The 22,783-nt window shown below is 71.1% G+C and carries 19 protein-coding genes; 8 read left to right on the top strand and 11 right to left on the bottom strand.

The genetic code is table 11. The annotated features are described in order from the left end of the window. Nucleotides 1-14: 14 nt before the first annotated feature. From DEI85_RS00260 to DEI85_RS00235, 6 genes are all read right to left on the bottom strand, one after another. A complete protein-coding gene (locus DEI85_RS00260) occupies nt 15-968 on the bottom strand; it encodes a 3-hydroxyacyl-CoA dehydrogenase family protein (RefSeq protein ID WP_110861959.1) in 954 nt (317 codons plus the stop codon). Continuing rightward, nucleotides 965-1,975 (bottom strand): sugar phosphate isomerase/epimerase family protein, encoded by a 1,011-nt coding sequence (locus DEI85_RS00255; RefSeq protein WP_111123748.1) that lies wholly within the window; start codon nt 1,973-1,975, stop codon nt 965-967. Before DEI85_RS00255 ends, DEI85_RS00260 begins: the two co-directional genes overlap by 4 nt. 92 nt (nt 1,976-2,067) lie before the next feature. Then, a complete protein-coding gene (locus DEI85_RS00250; protein WP_111090800.1) occupies nt 2,068-2,784 on the bottom strand; it encodes a GntR family transcriptional regulator in 717 nt (238 codons plus the stop codon). A 35-nt stretch (nt 2,785-2,819) separates the two neighbouring features. After that, complete coding sequence (locus tag DEI85_RS00245; protein ID WP_111123749.1) at nt 2,820-3,812, bottom strand: matrixin family metalloprotease; 993 nt, start codon at nt 3,810-3,812, stop codon at nt 2,820-2,822. Between the two features lie 76 nt (nt 3,813-3,888). After that, complete coding sequence (locus DEI85_RS00240) at nt 3,889-4,848, bottom strand: GNAT family N-acetyltransferase (protein WP_111090802.1); 960 nt, start codon at nt 4,846-4,848, stop codon at nt 3,889-3,891. Between the two features lie 309 nt (nt 4,849-5,157). Further along, nucleotides 5,158-7,764, bottom strand: a complete 2,607-nt coding sequence (locus DEI85_RS00235; protein WP_111123750.1) for a carboxylate--amine ligase/circularly permuted type 2 ATP-grasp protein — start codon at nt 7,762-7,764, stop codon at nt 5,158-5,160. 87 nt (nt 7,765-7,851) lie between these two features. On the opposite strand from DEI85_RS00235, the gene DEI85_RS00230 reads away from it, so the two are divergent. After that, entirely contained in the window at nt 7,852-8,568 is a 717-nt protein-coding gene (locus DEI85_RS00230; protein WP_111123751.1) for an ABC transporter ATP-binding protein, read from the top strand. Beyond that, nucleotides 8,565-9,854 carry an ABC transporter permease family protein gene (locus tag DEI85_RS00225; RefSeq protein ID WP_111123752.1) on the top strand — a complete coding sequence of 430 codons (1,290 nt, stop codon included), beginning with the start codon at nt 8,565-8,567 and terminating at the stop codon, nt 9,852-9,854. The genes DEI85_RS00230 and DEI85_RS00225 overlap by 4 nt, the downstream gene beginning before the upstream one ends. Before the next feature lie 77 nt (nt 9,855-9,931). On the opposite strand, the gene DEI85_RS00220 is transcribed toward DEI85_RS00225, so the two are convergent. From DEI85_RS00220 to DEI85_RS00200, 5 genes are read right to left on the bottom strand one after another with little or no spacing between them, the layout of a single operon-like run. Further along, nucleotides 9,932-10,810, bottom strand: a complete 879-nt coding sequence (locus DEI85_RS00220) for an ABC transporter permease (RefSeq protein WP_110861945.1) — start codon at nt 10,808-10,810, stop codon at nt 9,932-9,934. Continuing rightward, complete coding sequence (locus DEI85_RS00215; RefSeq protein WP_111123753.1) at nt 10,807-11,748, bottom strand: ABC transporter permease; 942 nt, start codon at nt 11,746-11,748, stop codon at nt 10,807-10,809. Before DEI85_RS00215 ends, DEI85_RS00220 begins: the two co-directional genes overlap by 4 nt. Continuing rightward, nucleotides 11,745-12,965 carry an ABC transporter substrate-binding protein gene (locus DEI85_RS00210; protein WP_220038939.1) on the bottom strand — a complete coding sequence of 407 codons (1,221 nt, stop codon included), beginning with the start codon at nt 12,963-12,965 and terminating at the stop codon, nt 11,745-11,747. The genes DEI85_RS00215 and DEI85_RS00210 overlap by 4 nt, the downstream gene beginning before the upstream one ends. Then, nucleotides 12,962-14,143 carry an ABC transporter ATP-binding protein gene (locus tag DEI85_RS00205; protein ID WP_502868681.1) on the bottom strand — a complete coding sequence of 394 codons (1,182 nt, stop codon included), beginning with the start codon at nt 14,141-14,143 and terminating at the stop codon, nt 12,962-12,964. The genes DEI85_RS00210 and DEI85_RS00205 overlap by 4 nt, the downstream gene beginning before the upstream one ends. A 30-nt stretch (nt 14,144-14,173) precedes the next feature. Continuing rightward, nucleotides 14,174-15,628, bottom strand: a complete 1,455-nt coding sequence (locus tag DEI85_RS00200; RefSeq protein WP_111123755.1) for an aminobutyraldehyde dehydrogenase — start codon at nt 15,626-15,628, stop codon at nt 14,174-14,176. Nucleotides 15,629-15,761: 133 nt separating this feature from the next. Between DEI85_RS00200 and DEI85_RS00195 the strand changes: the two genes are divergently transcribed. From DEI85_RS00195 to DEI85_RS00170, 6 genes are all read left to right on the top strand, one after another. After that, the gene (locus DEI85_RS00195; protein WP_035809531.1) at nt 15,762-16,244 is read left to right on the top strand and encodes an Lrp/AsnC family transcriptional regulator; all 483 of its coding nucleotides are present in this window, start codon (nt 15,762-15,764) and stop codon (nt 16,242-16,244) included. After that, entirely contained in the window at nt 16,241-17,668 is a 1,428-nt protein-coding gene (locus tag DEI85_RS00190) for an aspartate aminotransferase family protein (RefSeq protein ID WP_111123756.1), read from the top strand. Before DEI85_RS00195 ends, DEI85_RS00190 begins: the two co-directional genes overlap by 4 nt. A gap of 2 nt (nt 17,669-17,670) precedes the next feature. Then, complete coding sequence (locus tag DEI85_RS00185) at nt 17,671-19,035, top strand: NAD(P)/FAD-dependent oxidoreductase (RefSeq protein ID WP_111123757.1); 1,365 nt, start codon at nt 17,671-17,673, stop codon at nt 19,033-19,035. Continuing rightward, on the top strand, nt 19,035-20,378 hold the full coding sequence (locus DEI85_RS00180) for a flavin monoamine oxidase family protein (protein WP_111123758.1): 1,344 nt from the start codon (nt 19,035-19,037) through the stop codon (nt 20,376-20,378). Before DEI85_RS00185 ends, DEI85_RS00180 begins: the two co-directional genes overlap by 1 nt. Before the next feature lie 293 nt (nt 20,379-20,671). After that, nucleotides 20,672-21,706 carry a nitrilase-related carbon-nitrogen hydrolase gene (locus tag DEI85_RS00175; protein WP_111123759.1) on the top strand — a complete coding sequence of 345 codons (1,035 nt, stop codon included), beginning with the start codon at nt 20,672-20,674 and terminating at the stop codon, nt 21,704-21,706. After that, on the top strand, nt 21,703-22,746 hold the full coding sequence (locus DEI85_RS00170; protein WP_111123760.1) for an agmatine deiminase family protein: 1,044 nt from the start codon (nt 21,703-21,705) through the stop codon (nt 22,744-22,746). Before DEI85_RS00175 ends, DEI85_RS00170 begins: the two co-directional genes overlap by 4 nt. Nucleotides 22,747-22,783 lie beyond the last annotated feature (37 nt).

Raw genomic sequence — 22,783 nt, 5'->3', positions numbered from 1 at the left:
TCGTGCTCCGGGGCTCAGTGGATCGGCGCCGGGCCGAGGTCGTCCAGCAGCTTCTGCATCGCGACGTACGCCTTGTTCCGGTAGGCGACGAGCTCGGGCGTGCGGTCGGCGGGGACCTCGAGGTACCCGGCGCCGGACTTCGTGCCGAGTTCGCCGGCGTCGACGTGCTGCTGCAGCGACGGCGGGGTGGCGAAGCGTTCGGGCCAGCGGGTCTGCAGCGACTCGAAGCAGAACGCGTACACGTCGAGCCCGGCCATGTCGGCGATCGCGAACGGGCCGAAGAACGGCAGGCGGAACCCGAACGTGGTCCGCACGATGGTGTCGATGTCGTCGGGGCTCGCGATGCCCTCGTCGGCGATCTTCGTGGCCTCCTCGAACAGCGCGTACTGCAAGCGGTTCAGGACGAACCCCGTGGAGTCCTTCACCCGCGCCGACTGCTTGCCGGTCGCGGCCACGACGGTCTCGCCGACCTCGATCGCGTGCTCGTTCGTGGTCGGGTGCGGGATGAGCTCGACGCCGGGGATGAACGGCGCCGGGTTCGAGAAGTGCACACCGAGGAACCGCTCCGGGCCCACGACCGCCTCGGCCAGCGACTCGATCAGGATCGTCGAGGTGTTCGAGCCGATCACGGCGTCCGGGCGGGCGGCCTCGCTGATGCGGCGCAGCGTGGCGTGCTTGATCTCGAGCTTCTCGGGCACGGCCTCCTCGATGAAGTCCGCGTCGGCGACGGCGGCCTCGATCGACTCGGCGGCGCTCAGGTGTGCGCGGACCCGTTCGACTGCGTCCTCGGGGAACAGCCCGTCGGCGACGAACTGGGCGGTCTCGCCGAGCAGCCGCTCCAGGTTCTGCTGGGCGATCTCGGCCGAGACGTCGGCGATCCGGACGGTGTGGCCGGCGAGGGCGAGGACCTGGGCGATCCCGCCGCCCATGTAGCCGGACCCGACGACGGCGATGTCGAGGGTGCTCATCGCGTTGCTCCTTCGGTGCTGGTTGCCGTCGCCGCGTCGAGCTTCGTGGTCGCGAGGACGGATCGGATGTACTGCTGGTTGGTGGCGCAGACGCCGAGGCTGTCCCCGCCGTACTGCTCGGTCATGACGATCCCGCGGAACCCGTCGGCGACGGCGTCGCGCAGGACCTGGCGGTAGTTGATGAGGCCCGTCTCCATGGTGCTCGGCGCACTCGTCGCCCAGCTGCCGTCGCCGGCCTCGTCACGCGTGTAGTTCTTCACGTGCAGGTAGTTGGTGTGCGGCATCGTCTTCGCGAAGAGCTCCCGCCAGTCCTCGACGGGTCGGTGCAGACGGATGAGGTTCGCGACGTCCGCGTTCAGCCCGACGTTGTCGAGCCCGATCTCCTCGACCAGGCGGACCGCGCTGTCGGCGGTGCCGAGGTACGTGTCCTCGTACAGTTCGAGCGCCATCGGCAGCCCCACCGCGGCAGCGTGCTCGCCGAGCTCCCGCAGGCGCTTGACCGCCGCGGCCCACACCTCGGGGTCGTCCGGGTCCTTCGGTCCCGGCGCCGTCCAGAACCACAGCGCGCGCTTCTGGGCGTCGGTGAACGGCTGGTGCAGCCCCGTCGAGAAGACCTGCATGCCCCACTCGGCCGCCGCGTCGATGGTGCGGTGGGCGTAGGCCAGGTTCTCGTCCTCGTGCCCGGGCTGGATGACGCTCTTGCGCTGCAGGTGCACGGACGGGATCCCGATGCCGTGCGACTTCGCGACGGCGAACAGCTCGTCGCGGCGGGAGGCTTCGAGGTCTGCGGGCCGGATGTGGCTGTCGGCGAGTTCGGCGAGCGAGAAGCCGACGGCCTCGATCTGCGCGAACACCTCGTCCCACACCTCGGCGGGGGCATCGTGGAAGGCCGTCCCGTCGCGGGTGACCTGCGCGAACCCGTGCAGGCACGCGGCGATCGGCCAGGTCTTCGACGTCCAGGTGGTGGGGTCCCAATCCTGGTCGACCCAGTCCTGTGGAGTGGTCACGGAATGCTCCCTTGCATGTCGTGGTGGTTCAGCGACGAACCTCTTTCCTATAGGAAAGATACTCCCACGTCGCCGGAACGCAACCCCTCGCCTCAGCTCGTGTGCGAAGCGTCCGCGCGCGAACGCAACCGGACGGCGTCGATGTGGAGCCGCATCGCGGCGACGGCCGACGTCGGGTCCGCAGCCAGCGCCTCCAGGATGGCCCGGTGCTCCCGAACCGCACGATCCGTGTCGTCCCCGCCGCCCTCGACGATCTGCCGCATGCGGTGCACGCGCGTCGTGATGATCTCGGACATCTCCTCGAGGAACGGGTTCCGTGTCGCGTCGAAGATCAGCTGGTGGAACTGCCAGTCGCTCCGGAAGAAACGGGCCATCAGCGCTTCCGGGGCGTGCGCAGCACCGACGGACGCGACCTCGGCGGCCACCGCAGCCTGCTCGTCGAGCGCTGCCGCCAGTCGCTCGCGCAGGCCGTCGACGTCGCCGCGGGCCGCGAGCTCGACGGCGCCGCTCTCCACGATGAGCCGGGCGTCGAACAGGGCCTCGAGCTGGTCGCCGGCCAGGGGCGGGGAGACGCGGTAGCCCTTGTTCGCCTGTCGGGTGACGAGGCCGGTGCGTTCGAGTTGCACCAGGGCTTCGCGCACCGGGGTCGGCGAGACCCCGAGGGAGCGTGCCAGTCCGTCGATCGACAGTCGCATGCCCGGTTCGACGTCGTGGCCCATCAGGACCTCGAGCACCCGGTCGTAGACGCGGTCACGCAGACCGAGCTGCGTGATGCGCTCCGTCCCGAAGCCGGGCATGGTCGTGGACATGGATCGATCCTAGAGAATCCACGAACTCGCTCCGATCAGTAGATCGCGTCGATCCCCAGCAGGTCGCCGAGGCCGAGGCCGCGCTGACTCGTCTCGCACGTCGACACCGACGGCTTCATCACCAGGCCGCTGTTCGCGGCCGTGTGCCCGAGCCCGTAGGCGTGACCCCACTCGTGCGTGGCGACGCCTCGCAGGTCGAACCGTGCCCCGGAGCAGGTCGCGGCGGCGGACCAGTTGACCGACGTCGAGTACCGCTGGTCCGTCTCGACGGCCGTGCCGGAGCGCGACCACACGCAGGTCACGCCGAGGGTGCCCTTCGGCAGCGACCCCCACCCGACCACGCTCGACGCGTTCGCGGCTCCGCAGCCACCGGTCGCGGTGACGCCCATCGCCTGCTTGAGCACCCCGAGGTGCTTCTGGTCGGCGGTCGACGTGATCGTCCGTCCGCACGACGAGACCGGCCCGGTCCAGGCGTCGGCTCCGGCCCCGATCGCCGACGGACCGGTGACCTTCTGGTTGTTCGGGTTGTAGCTCCAGTTCACCGGGCCCGCCCAGCGGAACCCGAGCCGGGTGTACGAGGTGTCGGTGCAGCTCGTGGCCGCCTTCGTGGCCGACGTGGTGGCCGCTCCGCGCGACACGACAGCGGCGGCCACCCGGTCGCGCAGCGCCTGGCGTTCCTGCCGGACGGCGGCCGCCGACCCGGACCACGCGTCGTCGACGCGCACCGCGACACCCGCACGGCCGGTGTTCGTGATCGACACGTCCCCGCCGTCGTCCACACCCGACGCGGCCACCGGCAACGCGGTGACCGTCGTGCCCGGTTCCGGCACGACGAACTGCCGGCCGTCGGGCAGCACGATCGTCGGCGTGGCCACGGCGCACCCGCTCGCGAGCTGCTCGAGGGTGACACGGTCCCCCTGGCACTCCGGCGCTGCGACCGCCGGCGAACCCGGGCCGGTCGAGACGACGACCGCGGCCAGCGCGATACCGAGGGTGACCGCACCTGCGGTCCACGACGACGTCCTCACGATGATGGTTCTCCTGTCATGACGCGCCGAGGTCCCCCGGCGACCAGGACAGTGTGCGGAGCGCCACTCGGGGCAGTCAACCCCCCGAACTGCCACTCCCGGCCGGTCGATCGCTCCCGTCCGGCACCCGCACGAACCGCGGCGCCCCACGGTCCCGCAGTCGGAACCCCAGGTGCTGGTACAGCCCGATCGCCCCGGTGTTCCCGGCGGCCGCGTGCATCAGAGGAGTCTCGCCGCGCTCCCGGATCCCGTGCGCGACGGCGAGCACCAACCGACGCCCGAACCCCTGCCCCCGGTACGCCTCGTCCGTGCACACCGCGCTGATCTCGGTCCACCCCGGCGGGTGCAACCGCTCCCCCGCCATCGCGACGAGCCGACCGTCCCGCCGGATGCCCAGGTACGTGCCGAGCTCGATCGTGCGCGGCAGGAACGGCCCCGGCTTCGTCCGCTCCACCAGGGCGGTCATCTCCGGCACGTCGTCGGGCGTGAGCACGACGGCTTCGCGATCCGGCGCACCCTCGATCGCCTCACCGGTGAGCTGCACGCCGCCGGCGCCCTCGACGAGCTCCCACCCCTCGGGCAGGACGGCAGCCGCGCCCACGCCGAGCATCCCGCCCGACCCGAGCAGCGCCCGGACGTCCTCCCAGTCCTGCGCAGTAGGCTGCGCGGGGATCCCCGTCCACACCGACACGTCGGTCTGGTACCGGACGACGTCGCCGCGCCGCTCGGCGAACCGGGCGTGGTGGCTGTTCAGCGCGGCCATCGCGGGCGCGTCGAGCACCCGTGTCGGGGTGCCGTCGTCGGCGATCGTCAGGTCGAGGGTCCGGAGCGCCTCGCCGCGCGGGTCACCGCCACGGAACCCGAGGTCCTCGATCCGCCGACGATCGCCGTCCGCCCACCCGGCGGTGTCCGCGACGACACCGGAGGCGTAGTGGTTCGTGGCACGGTGGATGACCAGCTCGACGTCTGCTGCCGAGGTCACGAGGACCTCTCCGGGTCGGGTCAGCGCGGTCGAGGTCGGCGCAGTCGTCGTCATCCCACCATTCTCCGCCCGCGGCGAGCGCCGCCGGCGCATCGTTGCACCCGGTGACGGCGCACCGCGGCTCGCACGGTGCGAGGGGCCCACGGCCCGTGCGAGGTTCCGTACTCGGTGCGAGGGCACGTGCACCGCACGGAGTACGGAACCTCGCACCAGACCGAGCGTCAGCGCCCGCGCCAGCCTCTGGCCGTACTTCGTGGCGGCAGCGGCCGCGATCCACGGTTCGGTGTCCCGGTAGAAGGTCGCGAAGTCGCTCATCCCGCACACCGCGACCGTCGAACCGGATCTCGCCCGCGAGTCCACACATCAGCGCTCTCCCTCGGTGTCCGCCGGCGCGGGGTCGGTGTCCGCCGGCGCGGGTTCGGTGTCCGCCGGGGCGTTCCCCACGATCCACGTGTCCTTCACGCCACCGCCCTGCGACGAGTTGACGACCATGCTGCCCTCGGGCGCGACGCGCGTCAGGGCGACGTCGGCCAGGTGCACGTCGTCCGGTCCGGTCCCCGTCGCGTAGACGAAGGCCCGCAGATCCACGTGCCGCGGGTCGAGACCGGCGGGTCCGATCGTCGGGTGCGAGGACAGCTGCACCACCTCCTGCCCCACCCACGCGGCGGGGTCCGCGGCGATCTCGCGTCGTCGCTCGGCCACCTCGGGGGCGCTCGCGCTCGGTCCGATCAGGACCCCGCGCCCGCCCTCGCCGTCGACCGGCTTCGTGACGAGTTCCCCGACGCGGTCCAGGACCGACAGCCGTTCGACCTCGATGCTCGTGCGGTACGTCGGCACCGATGCCAGCAGGGGTTTCTCGTCCAGGTAGTACCAGATCAGGTCCGGCACGGTGACGTACATCGCCTTGTCGTCGACCAGCGCGTTGCCCGGTGCGTTCGCCAGGTAGACGCGTCCTGCCTCCGCCGCGTCGAGGATCCGGGCACCGAGGTCGGGAGCCTGCTCCGACGTCAGTGCGGTGACGTCGCGGTCGATCCGCAGGTACAGCCCGTCGAGCACGTCGCCCGTCGTCGCGTCGACCACGCGTCCGTCACGGACGTCCAGGTCGGATCCGGACAGGAGGCGCAACCCGGCCCCGCGGGCCAGGCTGCGGTGTTCGAACCACGCGCCGGCGGCGGGGCCGTCGCTGACGAGTGCGATCACCGGGTCGGTCGCGCCCGTCACCGCGGTGGTGTTCGCGCAGAGGGTCCGGCGGAGCCGGTCGGTCACGCCGTGCGGGTCGCGCAGGTGCACCGGCCGCGGGGCATCCGGCACGACGTCGTCCATCAGCTCGCGCAGGGCAATGCCGTACGCGACGCCCGAGGGCGAGCGGACGTTGTCCTCGAGCACCCGCCAGCCGCCGAACTCGTTGCGCACCAGGTCGAACCCGAGCACCGGCGCACGGACGGCGGTCGCCGGCAGCCGGGTGGCGTCCGGGTCCCAGCCCTTCGCACCGACGAAGTGGTCCGCGTCCAGCACGCCGTCGGCCACGATCCGCCGGTCGCCGTACGCGTCACGCAGGAACAGCTCGATCGCACGGGCCCGCTGCCCCAGGCCACGCTCGAGCTGCGACCACTCGTACGCGCTGATCGTCCGGGGAACCAGGTCGCAGCCGAACTCCTGCGCACCGCCGTCGACAACGAAGCCGACGTGGTGCTCGCGGGTCCAGACGTCGCGCGCCGTGCACCGCTCGATCGCGGTCTGGGCGTCCCAGCCGCTGAAGAAGGCCGCCAGGTCACGGAACGCCGGACGGGGGCGTGCCCCGGGGCCGACCGCCTCGTCGCCGGCGCGGACGCGGTACCCGGGGATCGGGACCACCGGGTCCTCCTCGCGTCCGGACGGGAGCCCAGCGGTGTCCTCCACCACCAGGGCGACGACGTCGTCCATCTCCCCCCGCTCGGCGTACGCGGTGCGCTGCCGGTCCGTGGAGTTGCCGCGGGCCAGGGTCGCCTCGAGCAGCTCCGTCACCGTCCCCCAGTCGCCGAGCTCCTCGAGCTCCGGCCGCAGGCGGGACACGAGCTGGCGCACCGCGACCTCGGCGGGCAGGCGTTCGGGGTGCTGTCCGAGGCCGACGAGTTCGCCGCTCAACCCGGAGCGGGCGGCCTGCCACATCGCCGCACGGTGCAGGGGCTCGCTGCGCGGGTGCCACTCGGCGCCGGACACGACCGACTTCTCGGCCTTGCGCACGGCGGCGCGGAAGAGTCCGGCGATGAGCACGGCGTCGTCCACCACCGGGGTCGCGTCGCAGACCCGCAGCTCGAGCGTCGGCGCGTGCGACGACGGCCGCACGTCGAAGTAGGCCATCTTCTTGTCGGCGATCACGCCCGAGGCGATCAGGTCGTCGAGCACCCGGTCGTACTCGGCGGCGTCCGCGACCGGTCCGAAGCTGCCGGCCGACGGCCACCGCTGCCAGATGATGCTCCGGAACGAGGCGTACCCGGTGTCCTGCCCGTTCCAGAACGGACTCGACGCACTCAGGGCCAGCAGCGCCGGGAGCACCGGCGCCACACGCTGGGCGATCAGCACCGCCAGGTCGCGGTCGCTCACCCCGACGTGCACCTGCAGCCCGCAGATGAGCTGTTCGTCGACGAGCATCCGGTACTGCTCCTGCATCCGGCCGTACCGACCGCCGGCGCTCAGCTCGAAGTCGGCGTACTCCGACCTCGGCGCGGTGCCGACGGCGGCGATGGTGACCCCGGCCGGGGCGATCGCGGCGCTGAGCTCAGTGCGCAGGTCGACGATCACCCGCCGCAGGTCGTCGAGGGTCCGCACCACCGGGGTGTTCGTCTCGATCGTCGTGCGCTGCAGTTCCGCGCCGAAGCGATCCGTGGGCAGTTTGGGCAGAAGGCGCGGGGCCTTCGCGGAAAGTCGGCCGGACTCGAGGTCGATGAGGTGCAGCTCTTCCTCGGCGCCGAGCGTCAGCTCTGCACTCATGGCTGGAACCTACGCGTCTGCCCTGTGGCGCGTCCGCCGCCGGCTCCGGCCGACTCACGCTCGTAACATATGTCATATATTGGTGTGATGACTCCCCTCCTTGAGACATCGGCGCTGACGCGGCGGTTCCGCAGCGCAGCAGGCCATGACGCGACCGTCCTCGAAGACGTCTCCGTGAACGTCGGCCGCGGCGAGTTCGTCACCGTCGTCGGTCCGAGCGGCTCCGGCAAGTCGACGCTCCTGCAGTGTCTGTCCGGGCTGGACTCGCCGACCAGTGGCACCGTCCGGATCGACGGCACCGATCTCGCGACCCTCCGGGGCGACTCGCTGGCTGCCTTCCGACGCGACCACCTGGGGTTCGTGTTCCAGTCGTACAACCTCATCCCCGCCCTGACCGCTTTCGAGAACGTGGCGCTGCCGCTCCGGCTCGTGACCGGGTCGGTCGATCGCGTGGTCGTCCGGAACGCCCTCGAAGCGGTCGGTCTCGGCGCGGTCGTCCAGAACCGCCCCGGCCAGCTCTCCGGCGGTCAGCAGCAGCGCGTGGCGATCGCCCGCACCATCGTCACCCGGCCGGACGTCGTGTTCGCCGACGAACCGACCGGCGCCCTGGACACCGAGTCCGGAGCACGCGTGCTCGAACTCCTGCGTGCGGCGGCCACGGGGTCGCGTTCGGTCGTGATGGTCACGCACGACCTCGAGGCCGCGGCACTCGGCGACCGCGTGCTCGTCCTGCGCGACGGACGCCTGCACCGGGAGCTCGTCACTCCCTCGGTGCCGGAGATCCTCGAGGCGGTGTCCCGGTGATCACACGTCTCGTCCTCGCCGAGGTCGTCCGGGCTTGGCGGCTCTGGACCTCGACGTTCGTCGTCATGGTCTTGACCGCCGTCGTCGCGCTCGTCTGCGCGGGTGACGTCTCGACCGCCGCTGCGATCACCGACACCGTCGACGCAGCCGGCCTGCGCAACCACGCGATGGTCTTCGGAGCGATGAACGCCATCGTGGTCATCGGCGCACTCAACGTGCTCGTGACGTTCGCGATCCGCGTCCAGCGCCGGACGTACGCGCTGTGGCAGTTCGGCGGTCTCGGGCCTGCGCTGATCCGCCGGGTCGTGCTCGCACAGGCGGTCACGTTGTCCCTCGTCGCGTTCGGAACCGCCCTGACGCTGATGCCTCTCACACTCCGGAGCCTGATGGCCTTCCTCTCGGCGCCCCTCCGGAACCCCGGCGCGCCAGCCCTCGATCCGCGCCTCGGCGTGCTCGAGGCAGTCACCGCCTTCGTGGTGTTCGAGCTCGTGGTGCTCCTCAGCGCACTCGGGGCTGCACGTTCGGCGTCGACGACCCCCGCCCTGGACGCCGTCCGTGAGTCCGAATCCGAGCCCGCCCGTCCCAGCCGCGGCCGGAAGATCACCGCCTGGGTGCTCGGAGGCGTCACCGTCACGATGTACGTGCTGACGCTGCTCGGCGCACGGGGCGTCACGATGCTCTTCCTCGTGCCCGCGATGGGGTTCGTGATCACGGTCGCACCCTGGTCCTGCCGATCGCTGGTGTCGGCGTGGACCTCAGCGCTCCCCGGGGCTCCGGCGGCGTGGTTCCTCGCGCGCGAGTCGCTGAGGTACCACGTCGCGCGGAGCCACTCGGCGATCGCACTGCTCGCGGTGGCGATGCTGCTGGGCTCACTCACCGGCCTGGCGGGCGTCTGGGACTCGCCCGCGTACTACCTGGGCGGCCTCGCCATCTTCGGCGGCCCGGTCCTGATCGTCCTCTTCACCGGTGCTGCCACCGTGGTGATGACGACGATGGGCCGACGACGGGACGTTGCCCTGCTCGTCGCCGCTGGCGGGACCTTCCGGACGGGGCTCGTCGCTGCGGTACTGGAAGCCGTCGCGGTGGTCGTCACCGCGGCGCTCATCGCAGTACCACTCGCGATCGCGACCATCCCAGCGGCCCTGACGAGTTGGACGGACCCGCTTCGTCCCGTGCCGTTCGTGGTCGCCGTCGGACTCGTCATCATGGTGGTGGCGACGACCGCACCGGTCCTGCAGGCTCGGCGCCGACCGTTGGGCCCACAACTCGTCGACACCGGAGTTTGAGCCCGCATCCGCCGGTCGAACACCAACGGGGCCGAGCACCGTGCGCACCTCGACAATCCCTGCCAGCGCGCGGTGCCCTACCCCCGCGTCCGCGCCAACCGCCGGTTCAGCGCCCCGTTCAGCAGCGCGACGAGCAACCCCACCGCGAACACGAGCGTCCCGAAGCACAGCACCTGCGGCGGCATCCCGGCCTTCGCAGCCCCGTAGACGAACAGCGGGAAGGTGACCGCGGGCCCGGCGACGAACGAGGTGATCACGTAGTCGTCGATCGACATCGCGAGCGCGAGCAGCCCCGCGGCGAGCATGCCCGGCGCCAGCAGCGGCAGGGTGACGAGCCGGAAGGCCTGGAACGGCGTCGCCCCGAGGTCACCCGCGGCCTCCTCGAGTGCGCGCGAGGTGCCCGCGATCCGTGCCCGCAGCACGACGACCACGTAGGCGACGTCGAACGCCACGTGCGTGATCAGCACGGTCAGGAACCCGGTGCCGAGCCCCACCGACAGGAAGAAGGAGAGCGACGCGGAACCGACGACGATCGAGGGCGCCGCGATGTCGGCGAACACGACGGTGTTCACGGCACCGCGACCCGGGAACCGGTACCGCTCCAGCGCCAGCGCCAGGGGCAGCCCGATCGCGACGGAGATGATCGCGGCGAGGAACGCGACGAGCACCGAGGTGACGAACGCCGCCCCGAGCCCGGACACGTTCACCAGGTTCGCGTACCAGTAGGTCGTGAAACCGTTCCAGGCGAACGACAGCCGGTTGGTGGGGGCGTCGTTGAACGAGTACACGATCATGTAGACGATCGGCACGAGGGTGATCGCGATCGTCACCCAGTACACGATGGCGAGCCAGGGCCCACGACGGTTCACCCCGTGACGACGCGGGCGACCGGCGACGGAACCGGTCACGGGCGAGGCCGGAGCGGCGGCGGAACGGGACGGTGCGACGGCGGTCATACGAGGTCCTCGAGGTCGTCGGTGCCGGAGACGCGGGCGTAGATGAACAGGATGATGCCGAGCACGACCATGAGCACGGTCGACAGGGCTGCGGCGACGTTGTACTGCTGGTTGCCGGAGTAGGCGTCCTGGATCGCCTGACCGATCGTGTACGTGTTCGTGCCGCCGAGCAGGGCGGAGTTCACCGGGTCACCGACGCTGTCGATGAAGACGAGCAGCACCCCGGCGAAGATGCCCGAGCGGGACAGCGGCAGCGTGGTGTGCCAGAACGCCCGGAACTTGCCGGCGTACAGGTCGTTGGCGGCCTCGCCGAGCCGGGGGTCGATGCGCTCGAGAGCGGCGTAGATCGGCAGCACCATGAAGGCCAGGTCGTTGTAGGCGTCGCCGAAGATCACCGCGCCCCCGGTGCCGAGGATGTGGAAGTCCTTGCCGGCGAGCCCGATCCCCTGCAAGAAGGTGACGACCGGCCCCTGCGACGCGAGTACGAACGCCCACATGTCGGTGCGGATGATGAACGACACCAGGAAGCTGATGAAGACGAGCATGAGCAGCGGGTTCTTCCACCGCGGGGACACCCGGAACGCGATGAAGTACGCCACCGGGTACCCGACGACGATGCAGGCGATCGTGGCGGCGGCGCCGTACCAGAGCGACCGGAGCAGGAACGTCAGGTAGGGCACCTGCGGATCGATGAACAGCGAGCCGTAGATCCCGAAGTTCCAGGTGAACGTGTAGCCGTCGTCCGGGTTGCCGGTCATGAGCGAGACGATCAGCCCGGACACCAGCGGGATGACGAAGAACACGCACAGGTACGCGGTGCCGACGAGCGCCAGGAAGAAGGGCGTGCTCCGACGGCGTCCCCGCCGCACCGGCGCGGGGCCGGCGGACCCACCGGGACCACCGGGAGCGAGCCCCGGCGCCACCCCGACCGTGCTCACGACTGCACCACCGCGTTGAAGATGCCGTTCCACTCCGAGTACTCGTCGTAGTTCTCGAACACCCGGAACTCGTGCGACTGCTCCAGCACGTCCTCAGAGGGGAACACGAGCGGGCTGTCCGCCACGGTGGCGTCGTCGAGTTCGTCCCGCACGTAGTCCTCGGCCGCGGGTACCGGGCAGACGTAGTTGACCCAGTCCTCGACGATCCCGGCGACCTTCGGCGTGTAGTAGAAGTTCATCCACTCGAGCGCCGACACCGGGTTCGCGGCCTGCCGTGGGATGAGCATGTTGTCGTGCCAGGTCATCTGCCCCTCTTCCGGCGTGACGAACTCCAGGTCGGGGAACCCGGACTGCTGCGCCTGGAACACGTCGCCCGACCACGCCTGGGTGATCCAGGTGTCGCCGTTCTCCAACCGGTTGATGTAGCTCTGGTCGTAGAAGCCGGTGACGCTCGGCCGCAGTTCGCGCAGCCACGCCTGGGCCTTCCGCCAGTCGGCGGGCGTCGAGGTCTCCGGGGCGATGCCGAGCGCGAGCAGTCCGAGCGACCCGAGTTCGGTGTTGTCGCTCATCAGCCCGATGCGGCCCCTGAACGCCGGGTCCTGCAGGTCCTTGAGCGAGGTGATCTTCCGCCCGGTGTACTTCGGGTTGTAGGCGAGCCCGGTGAACCCGGTCTGCCAGACGACGGAGTGCTTGTTGCCCGGGTCGTAGATGGGGTCCTTGACGGAGTCCGAGGCGTTCGCGGCGAAGTTCGGCAGCCGCGAGTGGTCGAGCTCGCACACGAACCCGTTCTTGATCATCTGGGTCAGCTCGAACCCGTTCGTCATGACGACGAGGTCGTAGCCGGTCGCGCCGTGTGCCCGCAGGATCGGGGAGACGGTCGCGTAGAAGGTCGCGTTGTCCTGGATCACCGCCTGGTAGTCGACCGCGATGCCGGTCTCCTGCTCGAACAGCGCCAGCGACTCGGACTTGCCGTGGTCGGAGTCGATGTACAGCGGCCAGTTCGCGAAGTTCAGGGTGCCGGTCGCCTTCGCGTCCTTCCAGAACGCCGCCCAGTCGACGGTGTCCTCGGCGCCGGCGGCGGCGGAGCCCTTGATGCTGCAGCCGGTGAGCAGGGCAGCCAGCGCGGCGGCCCCGCCGCCGGCCAGCAGGCCGCGTCGGCTCACGCGGGCCGACGTCAGCCCGCGCAGCAGGTCCGGACCGGGTAGCGCGCCGGTCACGCGAGCGATCCTGCCGTGGCGGGGACGGCCTGGAGGCCCGGGTCGTCCTGGGTGGTGACGGTCGCGTGGGACGCGGGGTGCGCCTCCAGGCCGAAACCGTGATCGACGCCCCACGTGAGCCAGACCTCGGTGCCGGTCGCGATCCGCGGCCCGCCCTTCGAGTTCTGCGCGAACACCGAGACGCGACCGGCGCCCGGGACGTCGACCAGGTACTGGGTGCTGACGCCGGAGAACGAGACGTCCACGACCCGACCGGGGCCGAGGATGTTCCGTCCGGCCTCGGGGGTCGGTTCGGCGGTGCGGATCTTGAGCTTCTCGGGCCGGACGCCCACGACGACGCGACCGGTGGTGGCGACGGCCCGGTCGGCCGGCACGGCGATGGACCCGGCCGCGGTGGCGACGACGAGCAGGCCGGCGTCGGTGCCGCGGACCTCGCCCTCGAGTAGGTTCGACTGGCCCAGGAAGTTCGCGACGAACGCCGTGCGCGGCAGCTCGTACAGGTCCTGCGGGCTGCCCATCTGCTCGATCCGACCGCCGTTCATGACGGCGACCGTGTCGGCCATCGTCATCGCCTCTTCCTGGTCGTGGGTGACGTGCAGGAACGTGAGTCCGACCTCGGCCTGGATCGTCTTCAGCTCGAGCTGCATCTGGTGGCGGAGCTTCAGGTCGAGGGCGCCGAGGGGCTCGTCGAGCAGCAGCAGGGCCGGCCGGTTCACGATCGCACGGGCCAGGGCGACGCGCTGCTGCATGCCACCGGAGAGCTGGGCGGGCCGCTTCGATGCCGACCCCTCGAGCTCGACGAGCCGCAGCGCCTCCTTCGCCTTCGCCATCGGGTCCGGGATCCGGCGCCGCTTCAACCCGAACGCCACGTTGTCGAGCACGCTCATGTGCGGGAACAGCGCGTAGTTCTGGAACACCGTGTTGACGGGCCGCTGGTACGGCTTCGTGTCGGTGACGTCCTGGCCGCCGATGGTGATGGTGCCGCTCGTGGGTTCCTCGAGCCCGGCGACGAGCCGCAGGGTCGTCGTCTTGCCGCAGCCCGACGGGCCGAGCAACGCGAAGAACGAGCCGGCGGGCACCGTCAGGTCGAGACTGTCCACCGCGGTGTGGCCGGGGAAGGACTTCGTGATCTGGTCGAGCCGGAGATCGGCTCCCGATTCGGCGAACGTTCCGGTCATTGCCATGGTGCCTCCAGGGGGTGGTCGGCCTCAGCCGATGTAGGACATGACGTGCTTGATGCGGGTGTAGTCGTCGAAGCCGTACTGGGACAGGTCCTTGCCGTACCCGCTGTGCTTGAACCCACCGTGCGGCATCTCGGCGACGATCGGGATGTGCGTGTTGATCCACACGCAACCAGAGTCCAGGTCACGGGCGAAGCGCATCGCACGCGCGTGGTCGGTCGTCCACACCGAGCTGGCCAGGCCGTACTCGACGCCGTTCGCCCACGTCAGCGCCTGCTGTTCCGTCGAGAACCGCTGCACGGTCTGCACCGGGCCGAAGATCTCCTGCTGCACGGCCCGGTCGTCCTGGCGCAGGCCGGCGACGATCGTGGCCTCGTGGAAGTACCCGCGGTCGCCCTGTCGTGCGCCGCCGAGCTCGATCGTCGCGTGGTCCGGCAGCGTGTCCAGGAACGACCGCACGTGCGCGAGCTGGTTCGCGTTGTTGACGGGCCCGAAATAACCGTCTGATCCGGTTCTTGCGTTGTGCCGTGCTTCTTCGGCGAGCGCCGCGACGAACTCGTCGTGGATGCCCTGTTGCACGAGCAGCCGGGTGGCGGCGGTGCAGTCCTGTCCGGCGTTGAAGAACCCGGCGGCGACGATCCCGGCCACCGCCGAGGGGATGTCGGCGTCGTCGAACACGATCACGGGTGCCTTGCCGCCGAGCTCCAGGTGGGTGCGCTTGAGGTCACCGGCGGCGGCGCGGGCGACCTCGGTGCCGGCGCGGACGGACCCGGTGATGGACACGAGCTGCGGGGTGGGGTGGTCGACCATCGCGGCGCCGGTGGTGCGGTCCCCCACCACGACGTTCAGGACCCCCGGCGGCAGGAACTCGGCGGCGACCTCGGCGAGCAGCAGGGTCGACAGGGGTGTCGTGTCGCTCGGCTTGAGCACGGTGGTGTTGCCCGCGGCGATCGCCGGCGCGAACTTCCACACCGCCATGTTGAGCGGGTAGTTCCACGGGGTGACCTGGGCGACGACACCGATGGGCTCGCGCCGGACGAACGAGGTGTGGTCGGCCAGGTACTCGCCCGCGCTCCGACCCTCGAGGTTCCGGGCGGCCCCGGCGAAGAAGCGGATCTGGTCGACGGACAGCAGGATCTCGTCCTCGACAAGGGTGGCGCGGGGCTTCCCGGTGTCGAGCGACTCGAGGTCGGCGAACTCCGACGCCCGCTGCTCCATCGCGTCGGCGATCCGGAACAGGGCGAGCTGCCGTTCCCCCGGGGTGGTGCGGCGCCACGTCTCGAACGCCGTCGCGGCCGCACCGAAGGCGGCGTCGACGTCGGCGGGGGTGGACACCGGGGACGTGCCGTAGACGTGCTCGTCGGTCGGGTCGACCAGGTCGAACGTGGTGTCGGCGGTCGACTCGACGGAGGCGCCCCCGACGAAGTTCCGCAGGACCCGGGTGTCGGTGTCCGCCGTCGCCGTGCTCTGTGCGTCCAGCATGGCGGTGATACTGACACGGATTCCGGCGGCGCGGAAGAAGGATCCGGAGGTTGTGGAGAACCGTAACAACGGAAATCGTCGCGAAACACGGTGTTCACAACGGAATCCCTTGTGCACCCCGGACCTCGCTGCCATGCTGTCCGGCATGGCGGCAGCACCACGACGTCCGGGACCCATCGACGACACCTCGAAGCGGATCATCGAACAACTCCAGGCGGACGGGCGCCGCCCGTACGGCGAGATCGGCAAGGCCGTCGGTCTCAGTGAAGCGGCGGTCCGGCAGCGCGTGCAGAAGCTGACCGAGACCGGCGTCATGCAGATCGTCGCGGTCACCGACCCGATGCAGCTCGGCTTCCACCGGCAGGCGATGATCGGCATCCGGGTCAGCGGCGACACCCGAACCGTCGCCGATGCCCTGGAACAGCTGCCGGCGGTCGACTACCTCGTGATGACCGCCGGCAGCTTCGACCTGATGGTCGAGGTCGTGTGCGAGGACGACGACGACCTGATCGAACTGCTCAACGGCACCATCCGGGCCATCCCGGGCGTCGCCGGCACCGAGACCTTCGTCTACCTGCAACTCCGCAAACAGCTCTACGACTGGGGAACGCGATGACCATCGAACAGCCCACCCGCCTCGGCTCCTACGACCCGTTCGCACCGGTCGACGACGCCGACCTGCAGCGGAAGTCCCGGGACCACCTGTGGATGCACTTCGCCCGGCACGGTGCGAACCAGGCCGGCGCGGACGTGCCGATCATGGTGCGCGGCGAGGGCCACCACGTCTACGACAGCCACGGCAAGGAGTACATCGACGGGCTGTCCGGCCTGTTCGTCGTCGCCGCCGGGCACGGGCGGAAGCGCCTGGCCGAGATGGCCGCGAAGCAGGCGGAGACGCTGAGCTTCTTCCCGATCTGGTCGTACGCGCACCCCGCCGCGATCGAGCTCGCCGACCGGCTGGCCGAGCACGCCCCCGGTGACCTCAACAAGGTCTTCTACTCCACGGGTGGCGGTGAGGCGGTGGAGACCGCCTTCAAGCTCGCGAAGTACTACTGGAAGCTCCAGGGCAAGCCCATGAAGCACAAGGTGATCTCCCGCGCGGTCGCGTACCACGGCACCCCGCAGGGCGCCCTGGCGATCACCGGCATCCCGGCGATGAAGGAGATGTTCGAGCCCCTCACCCCCGGTGGCTTCCGGGTGCCGAACACGAACTCGTACCGCGCCGAGGAGATGGGCTTCCCCGGGGGTACCGAGGAGCAGTTCGGCTCCTGGGCGGCGGAACGGATCCGCGAGATGATCGAGTTCGAGGGCCCCGACACCGTCGCCGCGGTGTTCCTCGAGCCGGTGCAGAACTCCGGCGGCTGCTTCACCCCGCCGCCCGGGTACTTCCAGCGGGTGCGCGAGATCTGCGACGAGTACGACGTGCTGCTCGTCTCCGACGAGGTCATCTGCGCCTTCGGCCGGATCGGCACGATGTTCGCCTGCGACACCTACGGCTTCGTGCCGGACATGATCACGTGCGCCAAGGCGATGACCTCCGGGTACTCCCCGATCGGCGCGACGATCATCAGCGACCGGCTGTTCGAGCCGTTCTCCAAGGGGGACACGACCTTCTACCACGGCTACACGTTCGGCGGGCACCCGGTGTCGGCCGCCGTCGCGATGGAGAACCTCGACATCTTCGAGGAAGAGGGGCTGCTCGCCAACGTGCAGCAGAACGCCCCGCTCTTCCGTGCCGAGCTCGACACCCTGCTCGACCTGCCGATCGTCGGCGACGTCCGGGGTGACGGCTACTTCTACGGCATCGAGCTCGTCAAGGACAAGGCCACCAAGACGACCTTCGACGACGACGAGTCCGAGCGGCTGCTGCGCGGGTTCCTGTCGAAGGCGCTGTTCGACGCGGGGCTGTACTGCCGGGCCGACGACCGCGGTGACCCCGTCGTGCAGCTCGCACCGCCGCTGACGATCGGGCAGCCGGAGTTCCGCGAGATGACGTCGATCCTGCGGAGCGTCCTGTCCGAGGCCTGGACGAAGATCTGACCGTGGGCGGCTACCGGGGCGTCTCGTTCTGGCTCGACCAGCTCGCGTCCACCGGACGCGACGACCTGACGCCCCGGCCGCCGCTCGACGGCGACACCACGGCCGACGTCGTGATCGTGGGCGGTGGACTGACGGGTCTCTGGACCGCGTGGTACCTGCACCGGGCCGACCCGCGCCTCCAGATCGTCGTCCTCGAACGCGAGATCGCCGGCTTCGGCGCGTCCGGTCGGAACGGCGGCTGGTGCTCGGCGCTGTTCCCGCGGTCCGCCTCCACGATCGCCGAGGAGCACGGGCGCGACGCCGCGCTCGCGCTGCGGGCCGCCATGCGCGACACCGTCGACGAGGTCGGCCGCGCCGCGTCCGAAGCCGAGGTCGACTGCGACTACGTGAAGGGCGGGACCGTCCTGTACGCACGCTCCGCCGTGCAGGAACGCGCCGCCCACGACGAGGTCGCGTCCTCCGCGGCATGGGGCGACGACATGACGTGGCGACCGGCTCGAGCGGGCGACGCCGCCGGATCGGCGGGTGTCGCGTGGACCCCGGACTGCGCGCGCGTGCAGCCCGCCGCGTTGGTGCGTGGCCTCGCCGCCGCCCTGGAGGCCCGTGGCGTCCGGATCGCGGAGCACACGCCCGTCTCGTCCTGGGATCGCGGGCGTGTGATCACGTCGCGCGGGACCGTCACGGCGGGCGCCGTGGTGATCGCGGTCGAGGGGTACGGCGCCCAGCTGGAGCAGACGAAGCGGCGGATCCTGCCGCTGTACTCGCTGATGATCGCGACGGCCCCGCTGCCGGCGTCCGCGTGGGAGCGCATCGGGCTCGAGCACGGGCAGACGTTCTCCGACTACCGGCACCTGCTCGTGTACGGGCAGCGCACGGCCGACGACCGGTTGGCGTTCGGTGGCCGCGGAGCCCGGTACCACTGGGGTTCCGCGATCACGCCCGGGTACGACCGGGTGCCGCGGGTGTTCGAGCACCTGCGGAGGGCGCTGGTCGACCTGTTCCCCGTCGTCGCGGACGCCCCGGTCACCCACACGTGGGGCGGACCGCTCGGGGTCCCGCGCGACTGGTGCGCCTCGGTGACCTGGGACGGCCACGTCGGCAGCGCCGGCGGGTACGTCGGTGACGGCCTGTCGACGACGAACCTGGCCGGACGGACCATCGCCGACCTCGTGCGCGGGGAGTCGACGGCACTGACCGCACTGCCGTGGGTGAACCACCGATCGCCCGACTGGGAGCCCGAGCCGCTGCGGTTCCTCGGGGCGAACGCGGGACTCGTCGCGACCGACCTGGCCGACCGCGAAGAGGCGCTGACCGGGCGGCCGAGTCTGGCGGCCCGGCTCATGGCACCGCTGACCGGAGGACACTGATGGCTGCTGGTCTCGACGCCGACGTCGTGGTCGTCGGAGCGGGGGTCGCCGGGCTCGCCGCCGCCCGGGCGCTCGCACTCGGCGGGCAGCGGGTCGTCGTGCTCGAGGCCCGCGACCGGATCGGCGGACGCACCTGGACCGACTCGTCGCTCGGGGTTCCGGTCGACCTCGGCGCCTCGTGGATCCACGGGGTCGACGGCAACCCGCTCTGGGCCCTGGCGTCGGCGTTCGGCTTCGACACCGTGGAGTTCACGGTCGGCAGCTTCCAGTTCGACGGCCGACCGATCGCCTGGCACGACCCGTCCGGCGCTGCACTCTCCGCCGAGGACACGTCGGCGTTCGTCGCGGACCTGCACACCGTCGACGCGGCCCTCGACGCCGTCGTCGCGCATGCTCCACCGCCCTCGACCTACGCGGCCGCCGTCGACACCGTGTTGCGGTCGCTGCGGTGGCAGGGCGACCGGGCCGCACGGATCCGCGAGTACACGGCCCACCGCTCCGAGGACCTCTGCGGTGCCCCCGTGACCGTCCTCGACGCGCACGGCCTCGACGAGGAGCACGTCCCCGGTGACGAGGTGGTGTTCCCCGGCGGCTACGCCCAGTACGCCCGCGCGCTGGCCGAGGGTCTCGACGTGCGACTGTCGTCGGTCGTTCGGTCGGTGACGCAGGCCGGCGACTCGGTGACCGTGGGGCTCGCCGACGGCACCACCGTGGCCGCCCGGCAGGTCGTCGTCACGGTGCCGCTCGGGGTGCTGCGGGCCGGCGACGTGGTCTTCACTCCGCCCCTGTCCGCACCGGTGACCGGAGCGCTCGGCCGACTCGGGATGGGCGCCTACGACAAGGTGTTCCTGCGCTTCCCGTCACGGTTCTGGGGCGACTCGTGGGTGGTCCGGCAGCAGGGGTCCGCCGGGGTCGACTGGCACTCCTGGTACGACATGTCCCGGGTGACCGGTGCGCCGGTGCTCGCCGCCCTGGTCGGTGGTGCCGGAGCCCGTCGGCTCGAGACCCTGCCGGACGCCGTGGTCGTCGACGAGGGGGTGGCGGCGCTGCGGAAGATGTACGGCGCGTCCGTCCCCCGGCCCGAGGCGTTCCGGATCACCCGGTGGGCCGAGGACCCGTTCTCGCGGGGCTCGTACTCGTACCTGCACGTCGGGGCATCACCCGATGACCACGACCTGCTCGGCACCCCGTCCGGCCGGGTGCAGCTCGCCGGCGAGGCCACCTGGAGCGACGACCCGGCGACGGTGCACGGTGCGCTGCTGTCCGGGCTGCGGGCGGCCGGGCGGTTGCTCGGCACCGAGGTCGCGCCGCTCTCGCTCGCCGACCCGCTGTCCACGCCCTGAGCGCCACCCCGGTGCGTCATCGAACGACTCAGCCAGGAGACGACCGGGCTCCAACTCGAGACGCTCCGTCGACTCCGGAACCGTGTCGCTCACCACGACAACCTGCTGCAGCCAGACGTCCGGCACCGGCTCAACGGCATGCTCGCCCTGCTTGCCGGTCTCGATCTGGACCCCCCCCGCGCTCGCGGCCGCCCGCAGTCCGTCACGGCGGCTCATCAAGGAGGACCCGCGGCATGGATGGCGACCGGCGTGAAGACCTTGCGATCGTTGATCGTACGATCAACAATGGCGGCATGGACGTCGTCACCGCACCCTCGCTCCCGTCGCCGCTGCACGCCGACACCGGCGCACCCCGCCGGTCCCTCCGCGTCGCCCTCGTGCAGGTGCGGTGGCTCCCCGACCCGGACGAGCACCTGGCCCAGCTCGCCGACGGCATCGCGACCGCCGCAGCGAACGGCGCCACCGCGGTGTTCCTGCCCGAACTGACGCTGCGCCGCTACCCGGGCGACACCCCGGCGAGCGGGACCCCGAAGGACCTCGCCGAGTCGCTGCAGGACGGCCCGACCGTCACCTTCGCCCGTGCCCAGGCGATCGACCACGGAGTGTTCGTGCACGCCTCCCTGTACGAGCGGCCGGACGACGACGACCATCCCGACGACCCGCGCGGGTACAACACGGCGGTCCTCGTCGCCCCCGACGGCGCCCTGGTCGGCCGGACCCGGAAGACCCACATCCCGATCAGCGCCGGCTACCACGAGGACACCTGGTTCCGCCCCGGCGCCGACGCCGACCCGTTCCCCGTCCACGAACCGGCCGGCCTCGGCGCCCGGGTCGGGCTGCCGACGTGCTGGGACGAGTGGTTCCCCGAGGTCGCCCGCGCCTACGGGCTCGCCGGGTCCGAGGTGCTCGTGTACCCGACGGCGATCGGCTCCGAACCGACGTTCCCCGACTTCGACACCGCGCCGATCTGGCAGCGGGTGATCGTGGCGAACGGCATCACCGCCGGGCAGTTCATGGTCGTGCCGAACCGGTGGGGCGACGAGGGCGACATCACGTTCTACGGCTCGTCCTTCATCTCGGACCCGTTCGGCCGCGTGCTCGTCGAGGCTCCCCGTGACACGAGCGTGGTGCTCGTCGCCGACCTCGACCTCGACGCCCGGACGGAGTGGCTCCGGCTGTTCCCCTTCTACCTGACCCGGCGCCCCGACCTGTACGCCGGACTCGTCGACCCCGTCGACGAGGAACGCCACGCGTACGGCGCACGCGACGCGATCGACGCGGCCCTGGCCGTGGAACCGGCCACACCCGGGCGCGGGGCGCACGCATGACGTGGGTGATGCCTCCCGAGACGGCTCCGCAGGAACGCACCTGGATGGCGTTCCCACGCCCCGGCCTGACGCTCGGCGACGACGCGGCGAGCACCGAGGCCGCGCGCCTGGCCTGGGCGACCACGGCCAACACGATCAGCGAGCACCAGCCGGTGACCGTCGTCGTGGACCCGGTCGCACGCGCGGATGCCGGTCGCCTGCTGTCGTCCGGCGTGGACGTGCTCGAGACGCCTCTCGACGACTTCTGGATGCGCGACATCGGTCCGACGTTCGTCGTCGACGACGACTCCGGGCGACTCGGCGCAGTCGACTGGGTGTTCAACGGCTGGGGTGCAAACCCGTGGTCGACCTGGACGCGTGACGCCGAGGTCGCCGCGACCGTCGCCCGTGCTGCGGGAGCCACGCGGATCCCGTCGTTGCTCGTCAACGAGGGCGGGGCGATCCACGTCGACGGCGCCGGCACCGTGCTCGTGACGGAGACGGTGCAGCTCGACCCGCGCCGGAACCCGTACGCCGACCGGGAGCGCGTCGAGCTGGAGCTGGCGCGCACGATCGGCGCCACGCGGGTCGTCTGGCTGCCACGCGGTCTGACGCGCGACTACGACGGCCTCGGCACCCGGGGCCACGTCGACATGGTGGCGACCTTCGCCGACCCGGGCACGGTCCTGCTGCACGCCCAGCCGGATGCCGGCCACCCGGACCATCTGGTCATGCCCCAGATCCGGCGAGCGCTCGAGCAGGCGACCGACGCGACGATCATCGAGTTGCCCGCCCCCTCGACGCTGTCCGACGACGGTGGACCGGTGGACTGGAACTACGTCAACCACGTCGTGGTGAACGACGCCGTGATCGCCTGCGCGTTCGGCGACCCCGTCGCTGACGACCGCGCCAGGGGCATCCTCGCCGAGGCGTACCCGGGCCGACGCATCCGCTCGATCGACGCCCGCGAGGTCTTCGCGCGGGGTGGTGGGCTGCACTGCACCACGCAGCAGCAACCGGCGGCCCGAACCACTGCCGCGGTGTACAGCGGGTGCCGATGACCTGTACACCGCGGCCGGTCCGCCCACTGCCGACCCG

Origin of the sequence: Curtobacterium sp. MCBD17_026, from assembly GCF_003234895.2 — a bacterium.
Taxonomy (GTDB): domain Bacteria; phylum Actinomycetota; class Actinomycetes; order Actinomycetales; family Microbacteriaceae; genus Curtobacterium; species Curtobacterium flaccumfaciens.
Note: the sequence above shows the minus strand (reverse complement) of the source record. Positions and strands in the feature narration are given on the sequence as shown.